This window comes from Rivihabitans pingtungensis, from assembly GCF_003201855.1.
Classification (GTDB): domain Bacteria; phylum Pseudomonadota; class Gammaproteobacteria; order Burkholderiales; family Aquaspirillaceae; genus Rivihabitans; species Rivihabitans pingtungensis.
In genome coordinates this window covers 196,024-221,438 of sequence record NZ_QJKI01000002.1, presented here as the reverse complement: position 1 = coordinate 221,438, position 25,415 = coordinate 196,024, and the positions used below count along the sequence as shown (strand labels likewise).

The window sequence follows — 25,415 nt, the reverse complement described above, 5'->3', positions numbered from 1 at the left end:
GCATAAAAAGGCTGGCGTCGCTGTCTGCGTCTGTGCAACGGTTACCGTCCGCACAGACGCAGACACGCCACCACGCAGCACATGGCAATCAGGCCGTGCCCCATAAGCGCCGATAAGCCCCATCCGCATCGTATTCAGCGGCTTGCTTGTCCGGGTTAAAGCGCCGGCCGCCGCGCGGGTCGGTTCCCCGGCCGGCGATATACAGCCAATTGCCCTGATTGCTGTACACATCGTAATCCACCAACTGCGCCTCAAACCACGCCGCGCCGGCGCGCCAGTCGTCATCGAGTTCGTGCAAGAGATAACTGGCCGCCACCTGGCGCAGGCGGTTGGACAAATAACCGCTGGCGGCCAGCTCGCGCATGGCGGCGTCCACCAGGGGCTGGCCGGTGCGGCCCTCACACCAGCGGGCATAGCCGGCCGGGTGATGGCGCGGTGTGGGTGCTTGCGGGTTCAGGCCGCTAGTGCCATACAACTGCCGACCGCAGGCCAGGTGCAGCAGCCGGAAGTATTCTCGCCACAATAATTCAAAGCGCAGCCACTCCGTGCCCTCGCTGACGCCATATTCCGCGTCGCGCGCCGCCAGCGCCGCCCACACCTGGCGCACCGACAAGGCCCCGCAGGCCAGCCAGGGCGAAAACTTGCTGGAATACGCCGTGCCGCTCAGGCCATTGCGGGTGGCTTTGTATCGGGCGATGTCCTCGCCAGCGCAATAGCCAGCCAGATGCGCCAACCCGGCCGCTTCGTCCAGCCGCCAGGCCGGCAAGGCATACGGAAACGCGCAGCCCGACGCCAGCGGCGGGCAAGGTGCTTCGCTGGGGCCGGGCAGCGCCGGCGCAGCGGCCGGCCAGGGCGGCAACTGGCTGAGCGCGGGCAGTGGCGCCAGCGGCTGGCAAGCGGCGCGGCTGAGTTGCTGGCGAAACTGGCTGAACACCTTGGGCAAGTCGGCCACGGCAAACGGCAGCGCCGATGGCTCGAACAGCCCGGATTGCCAGTGCTCGCGCACGGTCAGGCCGGCCGCGCGCAAGGCGGCCACCTCGGCGTCTTCTTCTGGCGCGGCAATGCGCTCGCACACCACGGTGTCAGCGCCCAACTGACGGGCCAAGGCCGGCAACGCCTGCGCCGGCTCGCCGTGCAACACCGCCAGCCGGCTACCCAAGGCGCGCAAGCTGGCGTCCAAGCCCAGCCAGGTTTGCCCGCGCGCCACCTGTCGGTGCGGCCCCAGACGCGGCACGCCCCAGCGGGTAGTGCTCTCCGGCGGCAGACACACCACAGGACACAGCGCGCTGGCGCGCTCGGCGGCCCAGCGCAAGGCCGGCGCATCGTGCAGCCGGGCATCCTGACGAAACCAGTAAATCATCACACTCATGTCTGGGGTCTTTCTTCGAGAGTAGCTCGCCATATCGGGTAGCGGCCTGTAGACACGGCAAGGCCAGCAGAGTTTGCTGAGCGCCTTATGCACCAGCCAGCAAGGCCACGCCCAGCAGCATCAGCGCCGAGCCGGCCAGTCGCTGCGGGGTCAAGGCCTCGCCCAGATAACGCGCGCCCAGCCAGCTGGCCAGCAGCATCGACACCTCGCGCACTGGCGCCACATAACTCAAGGGGGCGATTTGCAGGGCAAACAACACCAGCGCATAGGCCAGCGGCGACAACACGCCCACCAGCAGCGCGGCGCGCCAATGGTCGCGCGCCTGGCGGCGCATCGCTTGCGGCTGTCGCCAGGCCAGCGGCGCCAGCAACACACTGCGCGCCAGCAGGCTATAGCCATAAAACACCAGCGGCGGCATGGCCAGGGTTTTGACCGCTACGCCATCCACCAGGGTGTAAGCGGCAATGCAGGCGCCCGTAGTCAGCCCCCAGCCTATCCCTGCGCGCTGGCGGGCCGGATCGACCTCGGTCTGGCCGCCGCGACTGAGTAAGCCGATGCCGGCAATCAGCAAAGCAATGCCGCCCCAACCGCGCACGCTGGGCGCTTCCGCCAGCCATAGCGTGGCGCCCAGCGCCGACAACAAGGGCCCGCTGCCGCGCGCCAGCGGATACACCAGCGAAAACGGCGCGCGCTGGTAGCCGCGCTGCAACACCAGCGAATACACCGCATGCAACAGCGCGCTGCCCAGCACCACCGCCAGCATGGCCGGCGTCCAGATGAGCGCCTGCGCCTGCCAGATGGCCAGCGGCGTCAGCCAGCACAGGCTGACCACGCCATACAGCCAGACAAACGGCGCGCCGCCGCTGGCCACCCGTTTGGCGATCAGATTCCACAACGCATGACACACCGCGCCGGCCAGCACCAGCGCCCAGGCAAACCACGACATACACCCGCCTTGCTTAGAGTCGCTAACAAAACCCAGCGCAGCGTTCCTGGCTAGGCGTGTGACCGCAGACAGTACAAGTAGTACGACAAGGTCACACAACAACGCCAGGAGGGTTTTGTTAGCGGCTCTTAGTATGAACGTCATACCATAGCACGAGACACCGTAAGCCCATGCTTGCAGCCCCGCCGTGCGCCGGTCAGAATCTTGCCGTGTCTATTTTTGCCCGAGCCGCCATGAGCGATTTGTTTTCTGCGTCCTCGCCATCTGAGCTATTTGCCCAGACGCCCGCCGCGCCGCTGGCCGAAGCCCTGCGCCCGCACAATCTGGACGAGGTGATTGGCCAGCGCCATTTGCTCGGCCCCGGCAAGCCCTTGCAACTGGCGTTTCAGTCCGGCAAGCCGCATTCGATGATTTTTTGGGGGCCGCCGGGGGTGGGCAAGACCACGCTGGCGCGGCTGACTGCCAGCGCGTTTCACTGTAAATTCATCGCCCTGTCGGCGGTGTTTTCCGGGGTGAAAGATATCCGCGCCGCCATGGACACCGCCCAGCGCCATCTGGCGCGCGGGGTGCGTACCATTTTGTTTGTCGATGAAATCCACCGCTTTAACAAAAGCCAGCAAGATGCGCTGTTGCCCTACACCGAAAGCGGGCTGGTGACCTTTATCGGCGCCACCACCGAGAACCCATCGTTTGAGGTCAACGCCGCGCTGTTGTCGCGCGCGCAGGTGTATGTGCTGAAATCCCTGGGCGATGACGAGCTCAGGCTGTTGCTCACCCGCGCCCAGCGCAAGGCGCTGCCGCAGCTGCGCTTTGACGAGGCAGCGCAAGCGGCGCTGGTGGGCCATGCCGACGGCGACGCGCGCCGGCTGCTGAATCTGCTTGAGCAATGCGCCGCCGCCGCCCAGGCGGCGCAGGTGGAGGCCATCGACGCCCAGTTTGTTGACAGCGCGCTGACTGTCAACAGCCGGCGCTTTGACAAGGGCGGCGACCATTTTTACGACCAGATTTCTGCGCTGCACAAATCGGTGCGCGGCTCGCACCCGGACGCCGCGCTGTACTGGCTGACGCGCATGCTGGATGGCGGCGCCGACCCGCGCTATCTGGCCCGGCGCATTGTGCGCATGGCCTGGGAAGACATCGGCTTGGCCGACCCGCGCGCCATGCAAATCGCCAACGACGCCGCCTTGACCTACGAGCGGCTGGGCAGCCCGGAAGGCGAGTTGGCGCTGGCACAGGCGGTGATTTATCTGGCTGTTGCCGCCAAGAGCAATGCCGGCTACACCGCCTATAACGCGGCGCGCGCCTTTGTGAAGCAGGACAAAAGCCGGGAAGTCCCGGTGCATCTGCGCAACGCCCCCACTCAACTGATGAAAGAGCTGGGCCACGGCCACGCCTACCGTTACGCCCACGACGAACCGCACGGCTACGCCGCAGGCGAGCGCTACTTGCCCGAAGGCATGGCCGAGCCGGGCTGGTATCAGCCGGTGCCGCGTGGGCTGGAAAGCAAGATAGCCGACAAGCTGGCGTTTTTACGCGGGCTGGATGCCGAGGCCGACAGCGACACGCATTGAGCCGGCAGCGACATCAGGCCGCCAGGGCAAACACCTCGCGCAAGACCACAGCCACCTCGGCCGCGCCCAACTCGCGCAGCTGGCTGACGCCGTCTTCGATGGTTTTCAGACGCTCGCCCAGCAGGATGTGGCGGCCGCGCGGGGTGTGGCGCACCACCAGCAGTTTTTGCACAAAAATCGCCTCGGGGTGGGTGGAGTTCAGATAGTTGGCCGGGGCAAAGTCGATCCACTCTTGCGGGTGCAGGTCAAAGCCATATTGATTGGCCCATTCGCCGTCCACCCAGGCTTGCAGCAGATACACGCCTTGCGCATCGCGGCTGAGGCGGAAGCGGTCGTGATCCTGGGCAATATCACTATCCAGCGCATCCAGCGCCAGCGGCGCGCGGATGCCATAGCTGCCAAAACCCAAGTCACACAGCCAGTCGCGGCCATCGGCGCGCACGCACAGCACCATATGGGTTTTCGGGCGGCGCACCGGGTAGAACATCGGCCGCGCGGCCAAAAAAGTGTAGCTAAAGCCCAGCGCCTGCAAGGCCATGGCGAACAGACCGTTGACTTCGTAGCAGTAGCCGCCGCGTGGCTGGTAGACGATTTTTTGCACGATGTCTTCCGGCGTCATCGACACGATTTTGCCGGCTTGCACGTCCAGGTTTTCAAACGGCACGGTAAACAACTGGGCGCGCATCAGCTGCGCCAGGGTGGCGGCGCTGGCGTCGCGCGGGCCGTGGTAGCCGATGCGGCTGAGATAGTCGTCAAGCACAAAGTTGCTGGCGTACATAGTGCAAGGTCTTTCACGAAGAGAAACAAGCCACCAGTGTACGCCAGTGCGCCGGCCCTGCCAGAGACAGTACATATGGGCGCGGAGCAGTACAGTGTCGCTCAGGCATGAAAAAACGGTGCGTCATGAAATGACACACCGTACCGATGACAGAAACCATGCCGATTGACCAAATCAAACCATGATCATTCTCATGAAGCGATGCCAATCTTGTCAGTGGCTTTGACGATCTTGTAAATCCACTGTAGCGATACGCCATACTTTCTGGCCAGATCGCCATGGTTGTTGCCAGTAAATTCCTGACGAATCAGGCTATCACGTTCGGAAATCCGCCGGGCCAAGCCCATGGGAAAGTAAATACTTTGTCCGCCCCAGTGGTCGGCCATGTGTACCGCCACGGCCTGGGCCGCCTGCCGGGCAGCCTCCTGATCCAGCCGGCAAGACTGGATCAGGGTCAGGGCCACATGATCGGCCAGATCAGTCAGCAACTCGGGGCCCTTGCTCTTCAATTGTTCCCGCATGATGTACTCCTGATGTCACGTTGGGTGGCATGCCACCCAGGGTTCGGTCCTTGAACGGATGCCGGCATTCTTGCCTGTGAATGCCGGTGCCGGCTCAGCGACTGATGTCATCAGCCTGATAGGCTGAAAATACGTGAAAACACATCATGATTGGGGCTTGAGCCCGAGTTGGACGGCAATCTGATGGCCTTTGCCGCGCTTGGCCTTACAGATGCCACTGAGCACCTTGTATACGTCGATGCGATTGTAGCCGTGTTCCAAGGCCCAACTGGAGAAGGTGCGACCTTCGCGCTCGAATTTGGCCTTGAGTTCTTCGGGGGTCATTACATTGGAGTGAGACATGATGAATTTTCCGTATCTGAAAAATTTATATCGCATCATCTGAACGCAGATGATGATTTATTTCACCATATTTTCTACCTAAAAAACAACCCATTAATGTCATCGTAGAAATACTTAGATTTTTTTGATTTTATCAGCATGGCTTTATCACTATTACATTAAAAAGTCAATTACATCTTTCTACACCAGGTGGGTAACTGCTTTTTGTAAACGAGTTTACAAGACCTGTGTGTGCCTTCTCCGGATCATGAGCCCATCTTTTCCCGTACGGTTGACACAAGATGGCCATGCTCTCTCTTCCGCAATTGATCGACACCTTGCGTATTCAGCTTCAGGGCGCCTTGCCGACGTGTGAAGTCGCCCACTTTGCCGGTCAGCCAGCCACCTACGCCCCGGCCACTACGGCAGATGTGGTGCTACTGGGTTATCGGGGCAGCGATTTCTTGCCTTCTGCAGATCTGCAAGGCTGTGGGCAGCAGCAGATTGCCCATCTGACGACGCATGTGCTGTGCAAGCCCTTGCAAGGCGCAGATACCGCACTGTGGCTGCTGGAAAGTGTACGTAGCGCTCTTCGTACCCTGACCTTGCCGGATGGCATGTCCTTGCGCCTGATACGCGAATCCCGGCAGAGCACAGAAGATCCAGCGCTATGGCTGTATGTGCTGGAACTGGATATCACGCTGCTGTACTTGCCTGCTGACACGCACACCCCGGCAGTCTTGCTGATGGATGTTCAAGGTGTGGTCGAGTAAACGCCCTACCTCCTGGCATGGCTGCACCATGCAGCGCCATGCCAAGAGAGCAATCAGACACAGATACGTACGCCTATTTTGGTTTTTCCATGAAAAACAGACCACTGCCAACGATGCCCTCGTTGACATGGCCTATCCAGGTCGCACCCAGACGGTGCGGCTGTCTACGCAAAAGGAGCGTAAAACAATGGCAGCAAACTATTTGCATGGTGTGGACACCAGCGAAGTTGAACGAGGCCCGCGCCAGTTGCATGCGGTGCAGAGTGCCGTGATCGGCCTGGTGGGGGCAGCCCCCACAGGCCCGGTGAATCAAGCCAGCCTGATTGGCACTGAACAGGATGCCGCCCTGTTTGGTCCCGCACTGGCGGGCTTTACCATTCCTCAGGCCTTGAAAGCGATTCATGACCATGGCGTGTGCCCGGTCATTGTCATCAATGTGCTGGACCCGAGCATACACAAGACCCAGGTGCCCCAGGAAACACTGGAGCTGAACACCCGCACGGATCGTGCCCGTCTGATGCATCCGGCTGTAGCCAACCTGATCCTGACCGATGCCGCTGGCGGCACCACCTATGCCGAGGGAACCGACTATCGGCTGAATGCCCTGTCGGGCGAAATCGTGCGCATTGCCACAGGTGCGATTGCCGTAGGTGCGGCACTGAAGGCCAGCTATGACTATGCCGACCCCAGCCTGATCACGGATGTTGAAATCATCGGTGCCCTGGATGTCAACAATGGAACCAGCTCCGGCCTGCAAGCCCTGAAGACCACCAGCAGCCTGCTGGGCCTGGAAGCCAAGATCCTGATTGCGCCGGGTTTCTGCACCCAGAGCAGCGTGGCGCAAAGCATGGTCGCATTGGCCACCGACCTCAAGGCCATGACTTATCTGGATGCGCCGATTGGCGCCACCTTGCAACAGGTGATCGACGGCCGGGATATGGATGGGGCAATCAATTTCAATACCCTGAGCGATCGGGTCAGACTGTGTTACCCGCATGTCAAGGTGTATGACCCGGCCAGCAAAACCGAACATCTGGAGCCGCTCTCAGCCCGTGCTGCCGGCCTGCGTGCCCGAGTGGATCAGGATAAGGGTTTCTGGTGGTCCAGCTCTAACCAGCGTCTGGTGGGTGTCACCGGTCTGGAGCGCCCATTGCCGGCACATACCGATGATCCGCAATCGGAAATCAACCGTCTGAATGCCGAGGGTATCACCACGGTGCTGGCCAGCCAGGATGGCTTCCGTCTGTGGGGCAACCGTACGGCAGCCTGGCCGACCGAACCTCATCCGCGCCATTTCGAGCATGTGCGCCGCACCAGTGATTTGATCGACGAGGCCATCCGCCGCCTTGGTCAGAACCATATTGATCAGCCGATCAATCAGGCCCTGATCGATACCCTGGTGGAATCGGTCGAGCGCCATGGCCGCATGCTGATCGGCAAGGGTGCGGTCAGCCACTTCAAGGCGTGGTTTGACCCCGCCCGTAATCCGGACACTCAACTGGCAGAAGGGCATGTGCTGATCAGCTATCGCTACACGCCGGCATCGGTGCTGGAACGTCTGTCCTTTGAAACCGAGATCGTCTCGGCATGCCTGACTTCGCTGAAAGGAGCCTGATCATCATGGCTGGCAATATCCAGATCAATCGCATCACCAATGCCAATATTTATGTCAATGGCCAGTCTCTGCTGGGCCGGGCCAGTGAAATCCGCCTGCCCGATGTCAGCGCCATCATGCAAGAACACAAGGCGCTGGGGATGATCGGCAAGATCGAACTGCCTGCCGGCTTTGACAAGCTGGAAGGTGAGATCAAGTGGAATGCCCTGTACCAGGACGTGGCACTCCTGGTGGCCAATCCTTTCCAGGCCGTGCAACTGCAATGCCGCTCCAGCATTGAGGTGTACAACGCACAAGGCCGTGTTGAAGAGCAGCCGCTGGTGACCTTCCTGACCGTGATGTTCACGAAAAACCCACTGGGTGCCTTCCGTCAGAATGAAAACGCCGAATTCTGCTCATCCTTCAGCGCCACGGCGCTCAAGCAGTTGATCGGTGGCAAGGAGTGCCTGGAGCTGGATTATCTGGCGAATGTGTTCCGTGTCGATGGCCAGGATGCCCTGGCACATTACCGCCACAACATCGGCGGCTGATCCTCCACCCGGCCGGCGTGAGCCTCAGAACACGCCGGCCGCCTTTGTACACAGCCATCAGGAGCTCAGTTCATGGAAGTGACCCTGCAATACCCATTCACCACCGCAGCAGGCCAGCCGCTGGCCAGTGTCTCGCTGCGACGCCTGAAAGTCCGTGACATCAAGGCAATCAATCAACAAGCCAACAGCGATCCGGCCCAAATCGAGCTGCTGGGCGTGGCGCGTATGGTCGGCCTGTTGCCCGAAGATCTGGAAGAAATGGATGCGGCGGATTACCAAACGCTCAAAACCCGATTTCTGGACATTCTGGGTATCGCCTGAATCCCTCTGGCAGGGCGCGGGCACACTGGCATATGCGTTTCATTTTCAACCCAGTGAAATTGACGGTTTGGAACTGGAAGATTTTTTTGCCTGGGTCGTACAAGCCACGCGCGACGACCTGCCCTGAGCCTGGCCACTGTTCATTGTCAGGAGCATTCCACATGACCATTTCGCCTCTTACACACACGCACGGCATCGGCCTGGCCATCGGAGGCCAGGCTGTGGCCGAGATTGTGCTGGGCAGAACCCTCCAGTTGGCTCAAGCAGCCTCGACCTGCGGGCATCCGGATTTCCCTCTGACGGCATGTCGCACGATAAAGGCGACAGATACCCGTGCAGCACGCCTGTCCACCGGACTGTCATGGTCCGCAGATCGCATGCCATCGGCACATGTCGCGAGCCGGGTCAGCATCCGGCCACACCGTGCACGGTCAGGTGCTCGGCAACACGCCTGTGCGGCAAGCCCTATGGTGCAGTTGACCAGCCATCACCATGTCGGCATCCGTCTGGGACTGCCCCTGACGGCGACGGCCGCACTGTGCCCCATATTGCAGCTGCCAGCCCATCCGGCCATCCATCTTGGCCTGTCACGCTTGCTGCCGGCACACCATGTCGATAGCCAAAAACATGGTGCGCAGCCTGCTGCCACATCGCTACATCAAATGGGGCATGCATCCCCGTGTCGGCAGAGGCTCGCAGAGCTGAAACCACGCATACCCAACGCTGGCCCTGAACAGCAGCAGGCCATGCTGCGGGCGCCACAAGCTGCAGCCAAACGGCAGGAAGATGCGGTGCGGCCATCCAGGCACACCGTGCCGTTATCCACCACCATCCATTTCAGCCCGAATATCCACGTACACGAAGCCCGCCCCCAGCAGGCACATCATTCGTGCATGCAGCAGGGCCTGAAACAGTCATTTGCGGATTTTTGCGACCTGATGGCGCGCTACACCCATGAACATGGCCGTCTGGCCTACGGAGGAAATCTTTGATGTTTGCCACCCTGGGTACCATTGAATTTGACCTGCTCACCAGCTTCAGTGCACTGGAGAGCCGCCATCAAAGCCACTATGTCGAACATGGCAGCATTGGCCACAAGCCGGTGCTGCAAGCTTTGGGCAGCCAGTTGGATGAGTGGAAGATCGAAATCCGCCTGCACACCAGCTATTGCCAGCCGTGTCAGCAGATCGAACAGCTGCGTGATGCCCAGCGCGAGTATCAGGTGCTCCCCCTGGTGCTGGGCAATGGCCGTTATCTCGGACGCTTTGTGCTGACATGCCTGCACGTGGATCATCAGGAAAACAACGCCGATGGAGAATTGCTGCTGGCTATGGTGACCTTGACGCTGCGAGAGTGCGCCGGGGATGTCATCCATGTCTCACCGGGTGAAGCTGTCTGTCGGCCAATACCAGGACAGTGCGATGATAAACCCACCCCGCCGCCACCGCCGACCTGCACCCGGCCATCGGCAGAACAAGCCTGCCTGATCCGCACCCGTGACGTGTGTGCCGCAGCCCATCTGGCGCTATGTATGGCCAGCGCGGTGATTGAGCTGTTCCGCTGTGATCCTCGTGCCGCACAAGAACGGGCTCCGGAAGCCATCTGCCGTCTGGCCAAACTGATTCCGATGCTGGGCCGATCGCTGGATTGCCTGCGTGCCCTGCGTCAGCGCGGGGGTGAAATTGCGGCTAAAACGGACGTACTCATCGCCCAATTGCGCACCCTGCAACAACAGCTGCGTGAATTGATTTGCGCCCTGGGCCATCTGGGCGGCAGCACAGGCGATGCCACCACACAACTGGCTCGGGCAGAACAAGCGCTACTGGCCGCACAGCAGGCACTCGCCCAGGCCGAGCAAGCCCTGAACTGGCTGATTGGCCATCTTTCCATCCGTACCGCGTGAGCACGCCATGTTCCTGACCCATATCACCGCTGAAGACGATCGTTGGGATACGCTGGCCTGGCGCTATTACCGTGATATCCGCCAGATTACCTTGCTGATCGACACCAATCCGCATGCGCCGATTTCTGAAACCCTGCCGGCCGGACTGACCCTGCGCATCCCCCTGATCGCCGCCGCCGACAGCCCTGACCTTGAGGCCCTTCCTGCATGGAAACGCTGAACTGTGCCACCATGCCGACGTTCACGCTGTGCTATGACGGCCATGACATGACGGCAGACATCGCCCCACACGTGCTTGCCATTCTGTACAGTGACCGACTGGGTGAATGTGCAGACAGCCTGGAAATCGACATCGACGCACGCAATGCCTGTTGGTTAAACAGCTGGTATCCGCACAAAGGGGCACAACTGGACTTCCGCTTTGGCTACCGCCACACCCCGTTGATTTACGCAGGTGCGTTCGAGCTGGATGAAATCCAGGCCTCTGGCCCGCCCAGCCGGCTGAGCCTGCGTGCCAGAGCCACGGGTGGGCAGCGCATGATGCGCACCCAGGTCAGCCGTGCTTACGAACACACCACCTTGCAAGCCATTGTGGAAAAAATGGCGCGTCGTCTGCGCATGACCTTGATTGGTGAGATCGAAGCCTTGCCGATCGACCGGGCAACCCAGTACCAGGAAAGCGATCTGGCCTTCCTGCATCGTCTGGCCACCCAATATGGTTATCTGTTCAAAATCACCGACAATCACAGCAAGTTGGTGTTCTGGCGCATGGCAGACCTTGCACAAGGCGCGGTCCAGCACCACTACACCCCAGCCGAGCTCACACACTGGCAGCTATGTGACAGCCTCAGTCAGGTACCGGCGGCAGTCAGGCTGCGCTATCACCATCCCCGACAACGCAGCTTGATTCGTGGTCAGGCGCAACTGGCAGAAAGCCTGGTGCCAGGTGACCTACGAATGGGCTGTGCCAGCAGTGTAGACATCGTTCAACTCACCCGTCGGGCCCCCACCCAGGCATCGGCCAACCTGCAAGCCCAGCGTATCCTGGATGCCCGTACCCTGCTCCGTACCCGCGGACGGCTGACCCTGACCGGAAACCCCAGCCTGGCCGCAGGTCAGCGCCTGGAACTGACCGGACTGGGGCTGATGGGGGGGCGTTACCTCATCACCCGCGCCACCCACGCCATCTGTCGTACGCAAGGCTATACCACGACCCTGGACATCCAGCGCTTGCCGCCTTTTGCTGCCCACAACACACCAACATCTTGCCCGGCAGTCCAGCCGGCCTTGCCACCATCAAGCAGTACACCGCCAGCGTGTGGCTGCGCTACCGGAGAATCCAGCACATGAGTCAAGACACATTCACGGAATCCGCCCCGACACTGAAATTTGGCACGGTGTCCGCCGTGGACGAAGCCGGCATGCGCGTACGCGTGCGTCTGCCAGATGTCGGCAATCTGCGTACACAATGGCTACCGGTGCTCACCCGCAAAAGCCTGCGCGACAAGGATTACTGGCTGCCTGACACTGGCGAGCATGTGGCGGTGCTGCTGGATGCCCAAGGCGAGGATGGCGTGGTGCTGGGGGCGATTTTTTCTCAGGCGGATGCCACGCCGGTGGCCGACCGGGATATCTGGCAACGGCGTTTTGCCGATGGCGCCGAGCTGGAATATCACCGTGGCGAACACGTGCTCACCGTGCGCGGCGGCGTGGAGCGGGTGGTGATCGAAGCCGGCCAGGAGATCACCCTGAAAGCTGGCCAGCGGATTACCCTGGATACCCCGGATGCCGTCTGCACCGGCAATCTGCAAGTGCAAGGCCTGTTGAGCTACGAAAACGGCCTGGCCGGCCGCGGCGGGCGCGCAGGCGCCGCGGCGGTGATTCATGGGGACGTGCAGGTGGAAGGTCAGATTGCCCTGGAAGGCAATATGCAAGCCAGCGGCAGCATCATGGACGCGGGTGGCAACTCCAATCACCACAGCCACGGCAATTAGAACCGTTCACCACTCCCTTCTGGCGTGGTGGCGCGACCTTACCGTACGACTTGCACGGTCTGCGCTCGTGCGCCCATGGCGCGGCGTGGTGTGAGGGCTGTTCACGGGCCCCAACGGTATGATTCAGATGGTGTCCGTTTCAGGCCCCAGCCACGCCCGATTCAGCGCCTCGCTGGCGGTAAACACGCTCCAGCGGCGCTGCTGATAGCGGGCAATTGGCCAAAAACCGATCAGGCTATTGCACAGCATGGCCTCGTCCGCCGCCAGCACATCGGCCGGGCGCAAGCGCCATTCGCGCACTTGATACCCCAGCTTGGGTGCGGTGTCGAACACCCAGGCGCGCGCGGCGCCGCTCACCCCGCAACGATCCAGCTGGGGGGTGAGCAATTCCCGCCCCCGGCGAATCCACAGATTGCTCATGACGCCTTCGATCACCCAGCCCTCGCTGTCGCACAGCAAGCCTTCGGCGTATTCATCGCCTTGCCATTCGGCGCGGGCCAGCACGTTTTCCAGGCGGTTCAGGTGCTTGACCCCGGCCAGCGCCGGTTGCAGGCCCAGGCGCAGCGCGCAGGCGTACACCGCCACGCCCTGGCTGTAGCGCTCGGCTGGCGGCGCCACTCTGGGCCCGGCCTGCACAATGCGGGTGGGCTGCGGCGCGGCCGGCGGCGCATAGCCGCGCGGACCCACGCCACGGGTGAGCGTTAGCTTGGCCACCGCGTCCGGCCACTCGGCGCTCACCGCCGCCAGCTCGGCCAGCAGCAATTCCGCCTCGGGGCAGGGCAGGCGCAGAGCGGCGCAATCGTGTTGCAGCCGCGCCCAGTGCCAGCGCCAGGCCAGCGGCGCGCCATCCAGCAGGCGCAGGGTGCGAAACAGCCCATCGCCGTAGCTCAGGCCACGGTCGCTGGCGTCCAGTTGCGTGGCCGGTTGGCCATTGATCCAGATCGACATGAGTCCTCACGTGTCGGCGCGACAAGCAGGCTTGGGGGATAAGAGCGGCTCACAAAATTCCCTGGCGTGGCGGCGCGCACCCGCACTGTCTGCGTGCGCCTGGCCAGGCGCGCTGCGCTGAGTGTGGTGAACGGCGCCAAGAAATAAAGAGAGGCAGTTGGCGGTTTGCCATACCGCGCCGCGTCAGCACTGTGCGGCAAACCGTCATGATGATGGGGTAAGCAGGAAAGTTCAAGCGTCTGCGCGCCGGGAGGCCATCAATCAGGGCTGCCCGGCGCGCAGCCGGGGTCACACGCCGGCTTCGTCGTCGCGGCCGCCGTCGATGCCCAGTTCTTGAATCTTGCGGGTGAGGGTGTTGCGGCCCAGGCCCAGCAGATGGGCGGCTTCCACCCGTCGTCCGCCGGTATGCGCCAGTGCGGTCTTGATCAGCGCGGCTTCAAACTGGTGAGTGAGACTGTCGATAATGCCCACTTCGCCGCGCTTGAGACGCTGCTCGGCCAGGAGCTCCAGCGCCGACACCCAATCGCCGCCGACCACGCCCACTGGCGCGCTGAGCGGGGTTTCTTTCATTTCTGGCGGCAAATCGCCCGGCTCGATGGTTTGCCCCGGCGCCATCACCGTCAGCCAGTGGCAGATATTCTCCAACTGGCGGACATTGCCGGGGAAGGGATAGGTCTTGAGCACGTCCATGGCGCCGTCGGACAGGCGCTTGGGCTCCACCCCCAATTGCTGCGCGCTCTTGAACAAAAAGTGCCGCGCCAGCAAGGGCACGTCTTCCTGGCGCTCGCGCAAAGGCGGCAGGCGCAGGCGGATGACGTTCAGGCGGTGGAACAAATCCTCGCGGAACAGCCCCTGCTTGACCCGGTCTTCCAGGTTTTGATGGGTGGCGGCAATCACCCGCACATTGGCCTTGATCGGCTGATGGCCGCCGACGCGATAGAAAAACCCATCGGACAACACCCGCAGCAAGCGGGTTTGCAGCTCGGTGGGCATGTCGCCGATTTCATCCAGAAACAGCGTGCCGCCCTCGGCTTCTTCAAAGCGGCCACGGCGCTGGGTGGTGGCGCCAGTGAACGAGCCGCGCTCGTGGCCAAACAGCTCGGATTCCAGCAGGTCGCGCGGAATGGCGGCGGTGTTGATGGCGATAAACGCCTTGGCGGCGCGGTTGGAGTGGCGATGCAGCGCGTGCGCCACCAGCTCTTTGCCGCTGCCCGATTCGCCGGTGATCAGCACGGTGACCGACGATTGCGACAACCGGCCAATGGCGCGGAACACATCCTGCATGGCCGGCGCCTGGCCCAGCATCACCGGGGTGGCGTCCATGGCGTCCGGGCCGGCGTTGTCGCGCTCGGCCTCGCCCAGCGCGCGCTCGACCAATTGCACCGCCTGATCGACGTCAAACGGCTTGGGCAGGTATTCAAACGCGCCGCCCTGAAACGCCGCCACGGCGGAATCCAGGTCGGAGTGCGCGGTCATCACAATCACCGGCAGGGTAGGATGCTCGGCCTTGACCGTGGCCAGAAACTTCAGCCCGTCGGTGCCCGGCATGCGGATGTCGCTGAGAATCACCTTGGGCAGGGTGTCGTACAGCGCATTCAGCGCGTCGTCGGCGTTGGTGAAGCTGGCGTAGCTGATGCCGGCGCGGGTGAGGGCTTTTTCCAGCACCCAGCGGATGGATTTGTCGTCGTCGATGATCCAGACAGAAGGCGTCATGCTTTTTTGTCTCCAAAGGGCAGCAGCACAGTAAAGCAGGTGTGGCCGGGGCGTGAGTCAAACTCCACGGTGCCGCCATGCTGGTGGACATAGGTTTGTGCGATGGTCAGCCCCAGGCCGGTGCCTTCGGCGCGGCCGGTGACCAGCGGATAAAAAATATGGTCTTTCAGTTCAGCGGGAATGCCGGGGCCGTTGTCGATGATCTGCAACAGCATGGCCAGCTGGTAGCGCTTGCGCGCCAGCGTCACCTGGCGGGCCACCCGGGTGCGCAGCACGATCTGGCCGCGTCCGTGCATGGCCTGGATGGCGTTGCGCACGATATTGAGCACCACTTGAATCAGTTGCTCCTTGTCGGCGGTCAGCGCCGGCAGGCTGGTGTCGTAGTCGCGGCGGATGGCGATGCCTTGCGGGTATTCGGCCAGCGCCACGCTGCGCACGCGTTCCAGCACTTCGTGAATATTCACCTCGCCCAGGATGTGCTTGCGGTTGGGCGCCAGCAGGCGATCCAGCAGCTGTTGCAGCCGCACCGCCTCATGGGTGATGACATCCAGGTATTCTTTCAGATCGGGCCGGTCGGCCAGCTCATGCGCCAGCAACTGCGCGGCGCCGCGAATGCCGCCCAGCGGGTTTTTGATTTCGTGCGCCAGATTGCGGATCAGCTCGCGGTTGGCGGCCTGCTGGATCAGCAGGCGTTCTTCGTTGGCGATTTTCAGCTGCTGTTCAATCGGACGCAGCTCGATCAAGGCGGCGCAGCCAGCCACATTGATCGGGGTGAGCGTGCAGATGACTTGCAGTGAAATCTGGTTGATGGTGTTCAGTGAGAGGTCGTGCTCGGTGAAGCTGACATCGTGAGTGACAGCGGCGCGCAGGCCGGCCACCAAGGCGCGGCTATCGACAAACAGGCTGGACAAGGTGTGGCGGAGCAGTTCTTTCTGGCTCAACGCCAGCAGGTTTTCGCAGGCCGGATTGACGTAGCGGATGCCGCCGTCGCGGCAGACGGCCAGCGTAGCGGTTTCCAGCAGTTCCAGGCCGGCAAAGGCGGTATCGGGCATGGCGAAAGGGCTTTATGTGGGTCGGTCGCAACCAGCGAAAAACCGCCGGTCAGTGCCAGAAGGTTAGCAATAAGCGAGCCAGCCCAAAACGGTGCGCGATGCAGCCGGAATGGGGCTTTGGCCATCCTAGGCGCATAACATGCACAATGGTAGTGCAAAAAGCCGGATTTTCAGCAAAAAATGGCCATGGAATGGCGCATGCTTCGGTCTATACGCCACGGCGTGCACCATGGCAAGGCAGTGTGCACAGGTGGTGTGTTTAAAAAAATCAACAAACGCCACCGGGCAATTGTGGCCGGGTGTGCCGCCGCAGACAGTGCCGGCCACGCAACAACGCCAGGCGGGTTTTGTGGACGCCGTCGGAGAGGGCTAACGACGGCCGATTTCCCGTTGCAGGGCTGCGATATTTTTTTCGCGCTCCAGCACGCTGTCGCGCAGGCCGCGCAACAGTGCCGAATCGGGTTTGGCGTAGCGTTCGGTTTCTTGCAGCATGCGCCGGGCGTTGGCCAGCGCGCGCTGCTCGTTGTCCAGTTCGTCTTGCAGGATGCGTGCCCGGCTGGCATCGCGGTTGCGCTGGGTTGCGCCATCGATCACCGGGTATTGGCCGGCAGCGGGCGCGCTGCCGCTGGCACCGCCGTTGCCGGCCCGTGCAGCAGAAGCTGACGAAGCTGGCTCAGGGCGCACATTCACCACTTGCTTGCTGTCGCGGTTGGACAACACCGCAGAAGATGCGATGTTCGGGTTGATGGCCACCGGCGGCAATGCGCTGCGCTTGGCGCCAGGCACCGGGGTGTTGGAATAGGTGACGTTGCCGTAGGGATCGACGTATTTGTAAATGGGCGCATTGGCCCCCGCCATGGCAGGCAGGGCACACATCAGGCAGATCAACAGGCGCGAGTAAGTCATGGGCAAACATGATAACGCCTTGTTGGCATACGGGAAACCGCCGCACCGGCCGCGCCATGAAAAACCCCCGCACGGCAAGCCATGCGGGGGTTTTGGCCAGACAATCGCGCCAGAAGGCGGATTACAGGCTGTAGTACATCTGGAATTCCACCGGGTGGGCGGTCATCCGGGTCTTGTTCACTTCGTCCATCTTCAGCTCGATGTAAGCGTCGATGAAGTCGTTGCTGAACACACCGCCACGGGTCAGGAACTCGCGATCGGCGTCCAGGGCGGCCAGGGCTTCTTCCAGGCTGGCGCACACGGTCGGGATCAGCTTGTCTTCTTCCGGCGGCAGATCGTACAGGTTCTTGTCAGCCGGGTCGCCCGGGTGGATCTTGTTCTGGATGCCGTCCAGGCCGGCCATCATCAGGGCCGAGAAGCACAGGTACGGGTTGGCCAGCGGATCCGGGAAGCGGGTTTCGATGCGGCGAGCCTTGTCGGAAGCCACGTGCGGGATGCGGATCGAAGCGGAGCGGTTCTTGGCCGAGTAAGCCAGCTTCACCGGCGCTTCGAAGTGCGGAACCAGACGCTTGTAGGAGTTGGTGCCCGGGTTGGTGATGGCGTTCAGCGCCTTGGCGTGCTTGATGATGCCGCCGATGTAGTACAGGGCGGTTTCCGACAGGCCAGCGTAGGCGTTGCCAGCGAACAGGTTCTTGCCGTCTTTCCAGATGGACTGGTGCACGTGCATGCCCGAACCGTTGTCGCCAACGATCGGCTTCGGCATGAAGGTAGCGGTCTTGCCGTACTGGTGGGCCACGTTCTGCACCACGTACTTCAGGGTTTGCGTCCAGTCGGCGCGCTCCACCAGGGTGGAGAACTTGGTGCCGATTTCACATTGGCCAGCGGTGGCCACTTCGTGGTGGAACACTTCAACCGGGATGCCCAGCTCTTCCAGCACCAGCACCATTTGGGCGCGGATGTCGTGCAGGCTGTCAACCGGCGGCACCGGGAAATAGCCGCCCTTCACGCCCGGACGGTGGCCGGTGTTGCCGTTTTCGTATTTCTTGGAGGAAGACCAGGCGCCTTCTTCGGATTCGATTTCCACGAAGCAGCCGGACATGTCGGCGCCAAAGCGGATGCTGTCGAAAATGAAGAATTCCGGTTCCGGACCAAAGTAGGCGGTGTCGCCCAGGCCGGAAGCTTTCAGGTAGGCTTCAGCGCGCTTGGCGATGGAACGCGGGTCGCGGTCGTAGCCCTTGCCGTCGGACGGTTCGATCACGTCGCAGGTCATGATCACGGTCGGCTCGTCGAAGAACGGGTCGAGGTTGGCGGTGTTGGCGTCCGGAGCCAGCAGCATGTCGGAAGCCTGAATGCCCTTCCAGCCGGCGATGGAGGAGCCGTCGAAAGCGTGGCCGTTTTCGAACCAGGCTTCATCCACCACGTGGGCCGGCACGGTCACGTGCTGTTCTTTGCCACGGGTGTCGGTAAAACGCAGGTCAACGAACTTGACGCCGTTGTCCTTGATCATTTTCAAAACGTCAGCAACCGCCATAATTCTCTCCATGAAGACGTGTGAGCGTAAATCTGTGTTATCCATGCCTGGCCATGCCAGGCAGGTCGCCGTTGAGGGTAGCAGAAAGTATGCCATGTACAGATAAGCGACATGGCCATTCTGCCATAGGCCACACGCGCCGTCATGCCTGTCTTTGTGCACCGCAACAGTGCATACAAAAAAGTATCGCACAATACTGGTGCACACGCACCAAAATGGACAAGGCGCATGGGCATAGCCTAGCCCGACAGGCTTTGCCATAATGACTCGATTCCGTCACCGGATTGTCTCAAACCCGACGCGCGCGCGCCTTAAGGCCTGCTGCTTTTGCCCGCGCCAGATCAAGCCCGCGCGTCCAGCCAGGAGAACCCCCCATGGTGGACGTCACCGCCCAATTAGCCCAGGCTGCCCAGCGCGCCCAGGCCGCCGGCCTGCCCTATGCTGGCGCAGTCACCCCGGAAGAAGCCCACACCCTGCTCAATGCCTTGCACAACGCCGTGCTGGTGGACGTGCGCACCCAGGCCGAGTGGAACTTTGTCGGCGGCGTGCCCGGCGCGGTATGCATCGAATGGAAAAGCTTTCCCGGCATGCAGCCCAACCCTGACTTTCTTGCCCAGTTGCACGCCCGGGTGCCGAGTGACGCCCATGTGCTGTTTTTGTGCCGCTCGGGCGCGCGCTCGCACGACGCCGCCATCGCCGCCACGGCAGCCGGCTACACCCAGTGCTACAACGTGCTGGAAGGCTTTGAAGGCGATCGCGACGCCCATGGCCATCGCGGCGCACTGAATGGCTGGCAGGCGGCGGGGCTGCCGTGGCAGCAGGGTTGACGGTATGATGCCGTTTGTCTTGATCTCTCTTTGAAGCGAAGCACGTCACCATGACTGACCAATACGCCGTGATCGGCAACCCCATCTCGCACAGCCAGTCGCCGCTGATTCACAGCGAATTCGCCAAGCAGACCGGCCAGAACATTGTTTACGACCGCCTGAGCGCGCCGCTGGACGGCTTTGACCGCGTCGCCAGCGCCTTTGTCGGCCAGGGCGGCAAGGGGCTGAACATCACCCTGCCGTTCAAGGGCGACGCCTTCCGCCTGGCCCACCAGCTCACCTCGCGCGCCAGCGTGTGTGAGGCGGTCAACACGCTCACCTTCAAGGATGGCGTGATCTACGGCGACAACACCGACGGCGTTGGCCTGGTGCGCGACATCGTGGAAAACCTGGACATGCCGATTGCCGGCAAGCGCGTACTGCTGCTGGGCGCGGGTGGCGCGGTGCGCGGCGTGCTGCTGCCGCTGCTGGAAGAAAAACCGGCCAGCCTGACCGTAGCCAACCGCACAGTGGAAAAAGCCCAGGCGCTGGCCAGCCAGTTTGCCCCGTATGGCGCGGTGCGCGCGGTGGGCTACCCCGATCTGATGGGCGAGCAGTTCGACATCATCATCAACGGCACCTCCACCAGCCTGCACGACGAATTGCCGCCGATTCCGCACGGCGTGTTCGCCCCGGATGCACTGGCCTACGACATGGTGTACAGCGCCGGCCTGACCCCCTTCCTCAAGCGCGCCCAGCAAGAAAAAGCCGGCATGCTGGCCGATGGCCTGGGCATGCTGGTCGAGCAAGCCGCGGAATCCTTCTTTATCTGGCGCGGCGTCAAGCCGGAAACCCGCCGGGTGATGGCGATTCTGCGCGAGGTGCTGAATTGACATGGCGACGGCTGGGGCGCCTCGCCCTGGCCTTGCTGGCGCTGCTGCTGGTGTATCAGCTGTGGCTGTTTGGCTGGATTGTCTACTGGAAGTGGAACAACCCGGCGATGACCTCGTTCATGAGCGAACAACAGGCGCGCTTAGCCAGCCAGCACCCCGACGACGAATTCGAGCTTAAACACCAATGGGTGGCCTACGCGGCCATTTCGCCGCAGCTCAAGCGCGCGCTGGTGGCCAGCGAAGACGCCAAGTTTTTGCAGCACGAAGGTTTTGACTGGGAAGGCATCCAGACCGCCTGGGAAAAAAACCTGGCCAAGGGGCGCATCGTCGCAGGCGGTTCGACCATCAGCCAGCAGCTGGCCAAAAACCTGTTTTTATCGTCGCAGCGCACGCCGTGGCGCAAGGCGGAAGAAGCAGTGATCACCGTGATGCTGGAAGCGGTGATGGACAAGCGGCGGATTTTTGAAATCTACCTGAACGTGATTGAATGGGGCGACGGCGTGTTTGGCGCCGAAGCCGCCGCGCGGCATTACTTCCGCACCCCGGCGGCGCGCCTGTCCGCCGCCCAGGCCGCGCGGCTGGCGGCCATGGTGCCCAATCCGCGCTATTACGACGCCCACCGCAACGACCGCAGCCTGGCGCGCAAGGCGGCGATCATTCAGCGGCGCATGGCGTATGCTGATGTGCCGGGCTGATGCCCGACACATCAACCCTGCCGGCGCATCACCTCGCGGGCAAACAACAAATCCTGCCAGGCCTTGGCCTTGTCTGGCAGGGTGCGCAACAGATAAGCCGGGTGATAGCTGACCACCAGCGGCACGCCAGCGTACTCATGCACCTTGCTGCGCAGGCTGCCGATGCTGGCTTCGGTGTCCAGCAGGGTTTGTGCGGCAAAGCGGCCCAGCGCCACAATCACCGCCGGCTGCTGCCAGGCGATTTGCTGACGCAAATACGGCTGACAGGCGAGAATTTCGTCGCCCTGCGGATTGCGGTTGCGTGGCGGCCGGCATTTCAGCACATTGGCGATATACACATCCTGCTCACGATCCAGCCCCAGCGCCGCCAGCATATTGTCCAGCAGCTTGCCGGCGGGGCCGACAAACGGCAGGCCTTGCAAATCTTCTTGCTCGCCCGGCGCTTCGCCGACAAACAGCCAGCGCGCCTGCGGGTTGCCACGGGCAAACACCGTCTGCGTGCGGGTTTCGCACAGCCGGCAGCGCTGACAGGCGGCGACTTCAGCGCGTAAATTGTCCCAATCGGCCGGCAGCGCGACAGCGGCCGGGCTGGGCGCGTCGGGGGCGGCGGCCGGGTTTGGGCTGTCGGCAAATAAGGACGCCTCGGCCATCGGCGCGGACGCGGATTCGATCCCTGCCGCCTCGGGCTCGGCTGGCGTCAGGGCGGGCGCTTGCGCCAATACCAGCGTCTCCATCACCGCCGCAGGGGCTTCTGCCTGCGTCTGTGTTTGCGCGTGCGCAGCGGGGGCGGCAGGCGCTTCCGCTGGTGGGTTTGCCGCCAGAACGCCCCCCTCGTCCAGCGGCTCGACTGACGCTTGCGCCACAGGCACGGGCGGTGCGGTGCACTCTGCCAGCGGCAGCAACGGTGGCTCAGCCTCCTCTGCCGCAACCGGCGCAGCCCCTGGCAAAGCATGGCGCGGCAGCCAGCGCGGGCCCAGGCCCAGCGCTTCCAAAATTTGGCTGTGGCGATCAGTCATGGCCGTCCCCCAGAGGTTTATCCATCAGACAAGCATCCTCGCGGCCATCCGGAGCCGGGTAATAACCCTTGCGCCGGCCGGTCACCACAAAGCCGGCGCGCTGATACAAGGCTTGCGCGGCCTGGTTGCCGGCGCGCACCTCCAGCATCAGGCGCGTCGCGCCAGCAGCGCGGGCGGCGGCGATGACCTCGGCCAACAGCCGCGCGCCCAGGCCCTGGCGGCGGGCTGTCGGGGCCACGCCGATGTCCAGCAGCTCGGCTTCGTCCAGCACCTGCGACCACACGGCAAAGCCCAGCAACACGCCCGCACCATCGCGCAGGCCCAGCAATTGATGGCCGGCGGCGCACGAATCGACAAACTGCGCGGCGCGCCAGGGGTAATCCGCCACGTGCGCCGCCAGCGCTGCCAGCTCAACCGCGTGTTCGGCCGTCAGTACCTTGATGGCACTCATGCTGCGGCCAGTCGCTCGTGGGTTTTCAGCGCCACTTTGTCGCGCACATAGCACAGCTCGGCGGCGTCTGGCGGACAGGCTGGCCAGCGGCCGCCGCGCGCCAGGCTGATCAATGCCTCGGCGCGCGGCGAGGCCTGGCCATCCACCGCCGCCAGCGCCGCGCCCAGCCGCGCGCGCAGCGCCGCCTCGTGCGCGGCGGCGCCGCTGCCGGCCAACAGCCAGCCTTCGCCGTCTGGCAAGGGAACATCTTCTGGGGTAAACAGGCCCGGCGGGCAGACCTCCACGCCGTCCACATACGCCGCCCAATACACCTGGCCCATCCGCGCATCCAGGCAGGCCAGCACGCGCGAGGCGCTGACGCTGGCGGCCAGAACCGCCAGGGTGGACACCGGAATCAGCGGCATTTCATGCGCCAGCGCCAGGCCCTGCGCCAGCCCACAGCCAATGCGCAGGCCGGTGAAGGCGCCAGGGCCATTGCCAAAAGCGATAGCGTCCACCGCATCCAGGCCGATGCCCTGTTCTTGCAGCAAGCGGCTGAGGGTGGGCAGGGTCAGCTCGGCGTGCTGCTGGCCAACATGCTGATGCACGCTGCGCACGCTGTCGCCCACGGCGACGGCCAGGCTGAGAAATTCGGTGGAGGTGTCCAGGGCGACTAAGGTATTCATGGCAAACGGGGTCAAAACAAAGGCCCACATCATAGCAGGCCACACCAAAGCCGTGCGGCCGGACATGGCCGGCCGCACAGACAGATTCAGGCATCGCGCGCCGCCCCGTCAGCAACAGCGCATGACGCCATGGCGCTTACACCGCGGCAAACACCACATCACTCAGCGTCAGGCCCGGCGTGCCGGTCAGGCTGATGGCCAGGTCGGTGCTGGCAGTGAAGGTGGCGGCGCTGTTTTGGTCCAGCACCAGATAGGTGTTGCCGGCAAACGCAAACTGGGTCAGCGTCGGCGCAGCGGCGCTGCCCGCCAGCGAGGCTTTGTTCAGCAGCGTGGCCAGGGTGTCGCTGGCGGTGGCGGTAATGGTGTTCAGCGTCACCGGCGCAGTGGAGCTGGCGCTGATGCCCAGGCGCAGGGTGTCCACACCGTGGGTGAAGTCGGTGATGGTCAGCTGATTGGCGCCGCTGCTGTGATCACCCAGATAAGCCTTGCCAATCCAGAAGGTGTCTTGGCCATCGCCGCCGGTCCACGAGGCTTTGCCTGTGGTGACTGCGTATTTTTTTCCAGGAGTCATAGAGCCAAATGCCGTATCGGCATACATGACCAGGGTGTCGTTGCCAGCACGGCCATCCAGCACATCGTTGCCACCCGCGCCTTCCAGCACATTGTCGCCGCTGTTGCCCAGCAGGGTTTCAATCGGTCCGCTACTGTACATGCCTAGCGCCTTGGTATTCAGTGAACCGGTCAGTTCGATGGTTTCAATGCCTGCGCTACTGACCGACCAGTTTGGATCAACCACGCTCCAAGTGGAGCCGGGAGCCATCAGATATTGATTGCTGAACGACACATTACTCTTGACGATGTCGGTTCCAGCGTTGTCAATAATCACATTAGCAAGTCCATCAACGATATATGTATCGTTGCCACCATTGGTTCCGCTAATTTCCATCACTCGATCAGCGCCATCCAGGTAGTAGGTGTCGTTACCAGCACCACCGCTCAGGGTGTCGGCGCCGCCGCCGCCTTGCAGCACGTTGTCACCAGCATTGCCGGTCAGCGTGTTGGCCAGGGCATTGCCATAAATATTGGTGTTGGCCGAACCAGTCAGCACCACTTTTTCGATTTCCGTGGTGGCATTGACTGCCCCAGCCAGATAGCCTGGGCCCAGGTTGACGCTGAGGTTGCTTTGCACCGTATCCACGCCGCCGCCAGAAAGCTCAATGATGTAAGCATCCGATTGATTGACCACATAGGTGTCGTTGCCGGCTTCGCCATACAGCAGATCGTTGCCGCCATCCGCATACAAGGTGTCGTCACCCGTGCCGCCATACAGTCGATCCTGAATGGTGTCGCCCGTGCTGCCCACATCGCCGGCGTACAAGATGTCGTTGCCGGCGCCGCCATACAGCGCATCAGCGCCAGCCATGCCTTTGAGGATGTTGGCGCCGCTGTTGCCAGTCAGGGTGTTGTTGAGAGTATTGCCGCTGCCATTGATATTGGCCGTACCGGTCAATTGCAGGTTGTCGTCAGTTGCGCCAAGCGTGTAGGAAGTGCTTGAGCTGATGGTGGTTGCCATGGTGATCTCCAGATTAAAATCCCTGTGACAGAATCATGTGCCCCCCCTCTTGCAGGCTATCTGGATAGATAGCAAGCCTTCATGAAGGTCGCCCTATTGATTCACAGGTAACTCCAATTTAACCCAATGTCTGGCACAAGCCAATACGATAAATTGGCGTGCACTGACTTTAATCAAAAAATAACTCACAACCTAGTAGAAATACCTAAGCAACATTAAATAAAGACCACGTAGAATTACGTAATTTTTAAAAATCAGTGATGTTTTTCGTGTACACCATGTCTAGTTACACAGCAAACCCAAAGACATCAAAAAAATCTTTTAGCATGTTATTTTACCCAGAGAGGGGTTGTGAAGGCAGTAAACTTGCCACAAAAAAATGCCCTGGGCTATCCACCCAGGGCATTTGTACCAGCCTCGTCGTATCGCAAGCTCACTCCGCCAGCACATCCACCCCCTTGGGCGGGGTAAAGCTGAAGCGGCTGGCCGGCAGCTTGGGGTTTTTCTGCAAGCCAGAGAACGTC

27 protein-coding genes are annotated in these 25,415 nt (G+C 62.2%); 13 read left to right on the top strand and 14 right to left on the bottom strand.

Going from position 1 to position 25,415, the window contains the following annotated elements; translation table 11 throughout:
* Positions 1-88: 88 nt before the first annotated feature.
* Positions 89-1,369 (bottom strand): DASH family cryptochrome, encoded by a 1,281-nt coding sequence (locus DFR34_RS02985; protein ID WP_110389671.1) that lies wholly within the window; start codon positions 1,367-1,369, stop codon positions 89-91.
* An 85-nt stretch (positions 1,370-1,454) separates the two neighbouring features.
* Entirely contained in the window at positions 1,455-2,315 is an 861-nt protein-coding gene (locus DFR34_RS02980; protein ID WP_110389670.1) for a DMT family transporter, read from the bottom strand.
* Between the two features lie 233 nt (positions 2,316-2,548).
* Here DFR34_RS02980 and DFR34_RS02975 point away from each other — a divergent pair, with 233 nt between their 5' ends.
* Positions 2,549-3,886 carry a replication-associated recombination protein A gene (locus tag DFR34_RS02975; RefSeq protein ID WP_110389669.1) on the top strand — a complete coding sequence of 446 codons (1,338 nt, stop codon included), beginning with the start codon at positions 2,549-2,551 and terminating at the stop codon, positions 3,884-3,886.
* A gap of 13 nt (positions 3,887-3,899) precedes the next feature.
* Here the strand turns inward: DFR34_RS02975 and DFR34_RS02970 are convergent, their stop codons facing one another.
* From DFR34_RS02970 to DFR34_RS02960, 3 genes are all read right to left on the bottom strand, one after another.
* The gene (locus DFR34_RS02970) at positions 3,900-4,664 is read right to left on the bottom strand and encodes an arylamine N-acetyltransferase family protein (protein WP_110389668.1); all 765 of its coding nucleotides are present in this window, start codon (positions 4,662-4,664) and stop codon (positions 3,900-3,902) included.
* A gap of 191 nt (positions 4,665-4,855) precedes the next feature.
* Positions 4,856-5,185 carry a Mor transcription activator family protein gene (locus tag DFR34_RS02965; RefSeq protein WP_110389667.1) on the bottom strand — a complete coding sequence of 110 codons (330 nt, stop codon included), beginning with the start codon at positions 5,183-5,185 and terminating at the stop codon, positions 4,856-4,858.
* Positions 5,186-5,329: 144 nt separating this feature from the next.
* Positions 5,330-5,527, bottom strand: coding sequence for a DNA-binding protein (locus tag DFR34_RS02960; protein WP_245906796.1), 198 nt, complete (start codon positions 5,525-5,527; stop codon positions 5,330-5,332).
* A 287-nt stretch (positions 5,528-5,814) separates the two neighbouring features.
* On the opposite strand from DFR34_RS02960, the gene DFR34_RS02955 reads away from it, so the two are divergent.
* The 9 genes from DFR34_RS02955 to DFR34_RS02910 all read left to right on the top strand — a co-directional run bounded on the left by DFR34_RS02955 (position 5,815) and on the right by DFR34_RS02910 (position 12,642).
* The gene (locus tag DFR34_RS02955) at positions 5,815-6,279 is read left to right on the top strand and encodes a Gp37 family protein (protein WP_158281721.1); all 465 of its coding nucleotides are present in this window, start codon (positions 5,815-5,817) and stop codon (positions 6,277-6,279) included.
* A gap of 28 nt (positions 6,280-6,307) precedes the next feature.
* Positions 6,308-7,894 carry a phage tail sheath subtilisin-like domain-containing protein gene (locus tag DFR34_RS02950; protein ID WP_245906795.1) on the top strand — a complete coding sequence of 529 codons (1,587 nt, stop codon included), beginning with the start codon at positions 6,308-6,310 and terminating at the stop codon, positions 7,892-7,894.
* 5 nt (positions 7,895-7,899) lie between these two features.
* Positions 7,900-8,424, top strand: a complete 525-nt coding sequence (locus DFR34_RS02945) for a phage major tail tube protein (protein WP_110389712.1) — start codon at positions 7,900-7,902, stop codon at positions 8,422-8,424.
* A 72-nt stretch (positions 8,425-8,496) separates the two neighbouring features.
* The gene (locus tag DFR34_RS02940; RefSeq protein ID WP_110389663.1) at positions 8,497-8,745 is read left to right on the top strand and encodes a phage tail assembly protein; all 249 of its coding nucleotides are present in this window, start codon (positions 8,497-8,499) and stop codon (positions 8,743-8,745) included.
* 161 nt (positions 8,746-8,906) lie between these two features.
* Positions 8,907-9,737 (top strand): hypothetical protein, encoded by an 831-nt coding sequence (locus tag DFR34_RS16725; protein WP_146215037.1) that lies wholly within the window; start codon positions 8,907-8,909, stop codon positions 9,735-9,737.
* Positions 9,737-10,648: a phage tail protein gene (locus tag DFR34_RS02925; protein ID WP_110389660.1), complete on the top strand. Its 912-nt coding sequence runs from the start codon at positions 9,737-9,739 to the stop codon at positions 10,646-10,648. The genes DFR34_RS16725 and DFR34_RS02925 overlap by 1 nt, the downstream gene beginning before the upstream one ends.
* Before the next feature lie 7 nt (positions 10,649-10,655).
* Positions 10,656-10,868: a tail protein X gene (locus DFR34_RS02920; protein ID WP_110389659.1), complete on the top strand. Its 213-nt coding sequence runs from the start codon at positions 10,656-10,658 to the stop codon at positions 10,866-10,868.
* Positions 10,856-11,998, top strand: coding sequence for a phage late control D family protein (locus DFR34_RS02915; protein WP_110389658.1), 1,143 nt, complete (start codon positions 10,856-10,858; stop codon positions 11,996-11,998). The genes DFR34_RS02920 and DFR34_RS02915 overlap by 13 nt, the downstream gene beginning before the upstream one ends.
* Complete coding sequence (locus DFR34_RS02910) at positions 11,995-12,642, top strand: phage baseplate assembly protein V (RefSeq protein ID WP_110389657.1); 648 nt, start codon at positions 11,995-11,997, stop codon at positions 12,640-12,642. The genes DFR34_RS02915 and DFR34_RS02910 overlap by 4 nt, the downstream gene beginning before the upstream one ends.
* A gap of 123 nt (positions 12,643-12,765) precedes the next feature.
* Here DFR34_RS02910 and pabC read toward each other — a convergent pair whose 3' ends face one another.
* From pabC to glnA, 5 genes are all read right to left on the bottom strand, one after another.
* Positions 12,766-13,590 carry an aminodeoxychorismate lyase gene (pabC, locus tag DFR34_RS02905; RefSeq protein ID WP_110389656.1) on the bottom strand — a complete coding sequence of 275 codons (825 nt, stop codon included), beginning with the start codon at positions 13,588-13,590 and terminating at the stop codon, positions 12,766-12,768.
* Positions 13,591-13,878: 288 nt separating this feature from the next.
* Complete coding sequence (gene ntrC, locus DFR34_RS02900) at positions 13,879-15,303, bottom strand: nitrogen regulation protein NR(I) (protein ID WP_110389655.1); 1,425 nt, start codon at positions 15,301-15,303, stop codon at positions 13,879-13,881.
* Positions 15,300-16,355, bottom strand: a complete 1,056-nt coding sequence (glnL, locus tag DFR34_RS02895; RefSeq protein WP_110389654.1) for a nitrogen regulation protein NR(II) — start codon at positions 16,353-16,355, stop codon at positions 15,300-15,302. The genes ntrC and glnL overlap by 4 nt, the downstream gene beginning before the upstream one ends.
* 369 nt (positions 16,356-16,724) lie before the next feature.
* Positions 16,725-17,261: a DUF4124 domain-containing protein gene (locus DFR34_RS02890; protein WP_110389653.1), complete on the bottom strand. Its 537-nt coding sequence runs from the start codon at positions 17,259-17,261 to the stop codon at positions 16,725-16,727.
* Between the two features lie 121 nt (positions 17,262-17,382).
* Entirely contained in the window at positions 17,383-18,792 is a 1,410-nt protein-coding gene (gene glnA / locus DFR34_RS02885) for a glutamate--ammonia ligase (RefSeq protein WP_110389652.1), read from the bottom strand.
* Positions 18,793-19,166: 374 nt separating this feature from the next.
* Here glnA and DFR34_RS02880 point away from each other — a divergent pair, with 374 nt between their 5' ends.
* Genes DFR34_RS02880 through mtgA form a run of 3 tightly spaced genes read left to right on the top strand, consistent with a single transcriptional unit; the run spans position 19,167 to position 21,186 of the window.
* A complete protein-coding gene (locus tag DFR34_RS02880; RefSeq protein WP_110389651.1) occupies positions 19,167-19,619 on the top strand; it encodes a rhodanese-like domain-containing protein in 453 nt (150 codons plus the stop codon).
* Positions 19,620-19,669: 50 nt separating this feature from the next.
* A complete protein-coding gene (aroE, locus tag DFR34_RS02875; RefSeq protein WP_110389650.1) occupies positions 19,670-20,491 on the top strand; it encodes a shikimate dehydrogenase in 822 nt (273 codons plus the stop codon).
* Positions 20,488-21,186 carry a monofunctional biosynthetic peptidoglycan transglycosylase gene (gene mtgA / locus DFR34_RS02870; protein ID WP_110389649.1) on the top strand — a complete coding sequence of 233 codons (699 nt, stop codon included), beginning with the start codon at positions 20,488-20,490 and terminating at the stop codon, positions 21,184-21,186. Before aroE ends, mtgA begins: the two co-directional genes overlap by 4 nt.
* An 11-nt stretch (positions 21,187-21,197) precedes the next feature.
* On the opposite strand, the gene DFR34_RS02865 is transcribed toward mtgA, so the two are convergent.
* The 4 genes from DFR34_RS02865 to DFR34_RS02850 form a co-directional block, all read right to left on the bottom strand.
* A complete protein-coding gene (locus tag DFR34_RS02865) occupies positions 21,198-21,920 on the bottom strand; it encodes a uracil-DNA glycosylase (RefSeq protein WP_110389711.1) in 723 nt (240 codons plus the stop codon).
* Between the two features lie 274 nt (positions 21,921-22,194).
* Positions 22,195-22,653, bottom strand: coding sequence for a ribosomal protein S18-alanine N-acetyltransferase (rimI, locus tag DFR34_RS02860; RefSeq protein ID WP_110389648.1), 459 nt, complete (start codon positions 22,651-22,653; stop codon positions 22,195-22,197).
* Positions 22,650-23,318, bottom strand: a complete 669-nt coding sequence (tsaB, locus tag DFR34_RS02855; RefSeq protein WP_110389710.1) for a tRNA (adenosine(37)-N6)-threonylcarbamoyltransferase complex dimerization subunit type 1 TsaB — start codon at positions 23,316-23,318, stop codon at positions 22,650-22,652. Before tsaB ends, rimI begins: the two co-directional genes overlap by 4 nt.
* A gap of 136 nt (positions 23,319-23,454) precedes the next feature.
* A complete protein-coding gene (locus tag DFR34_RS02850; protein ID WP_110389647.1) occupies positions 23,455-24,891 on the bottom strand; it encodes a calcium-binding protein in 1,437 nt (478 codons plus the stop codon).
* Between the last annotated feature and the right edge of the window lie 524 nt (positions 24,892-25,415).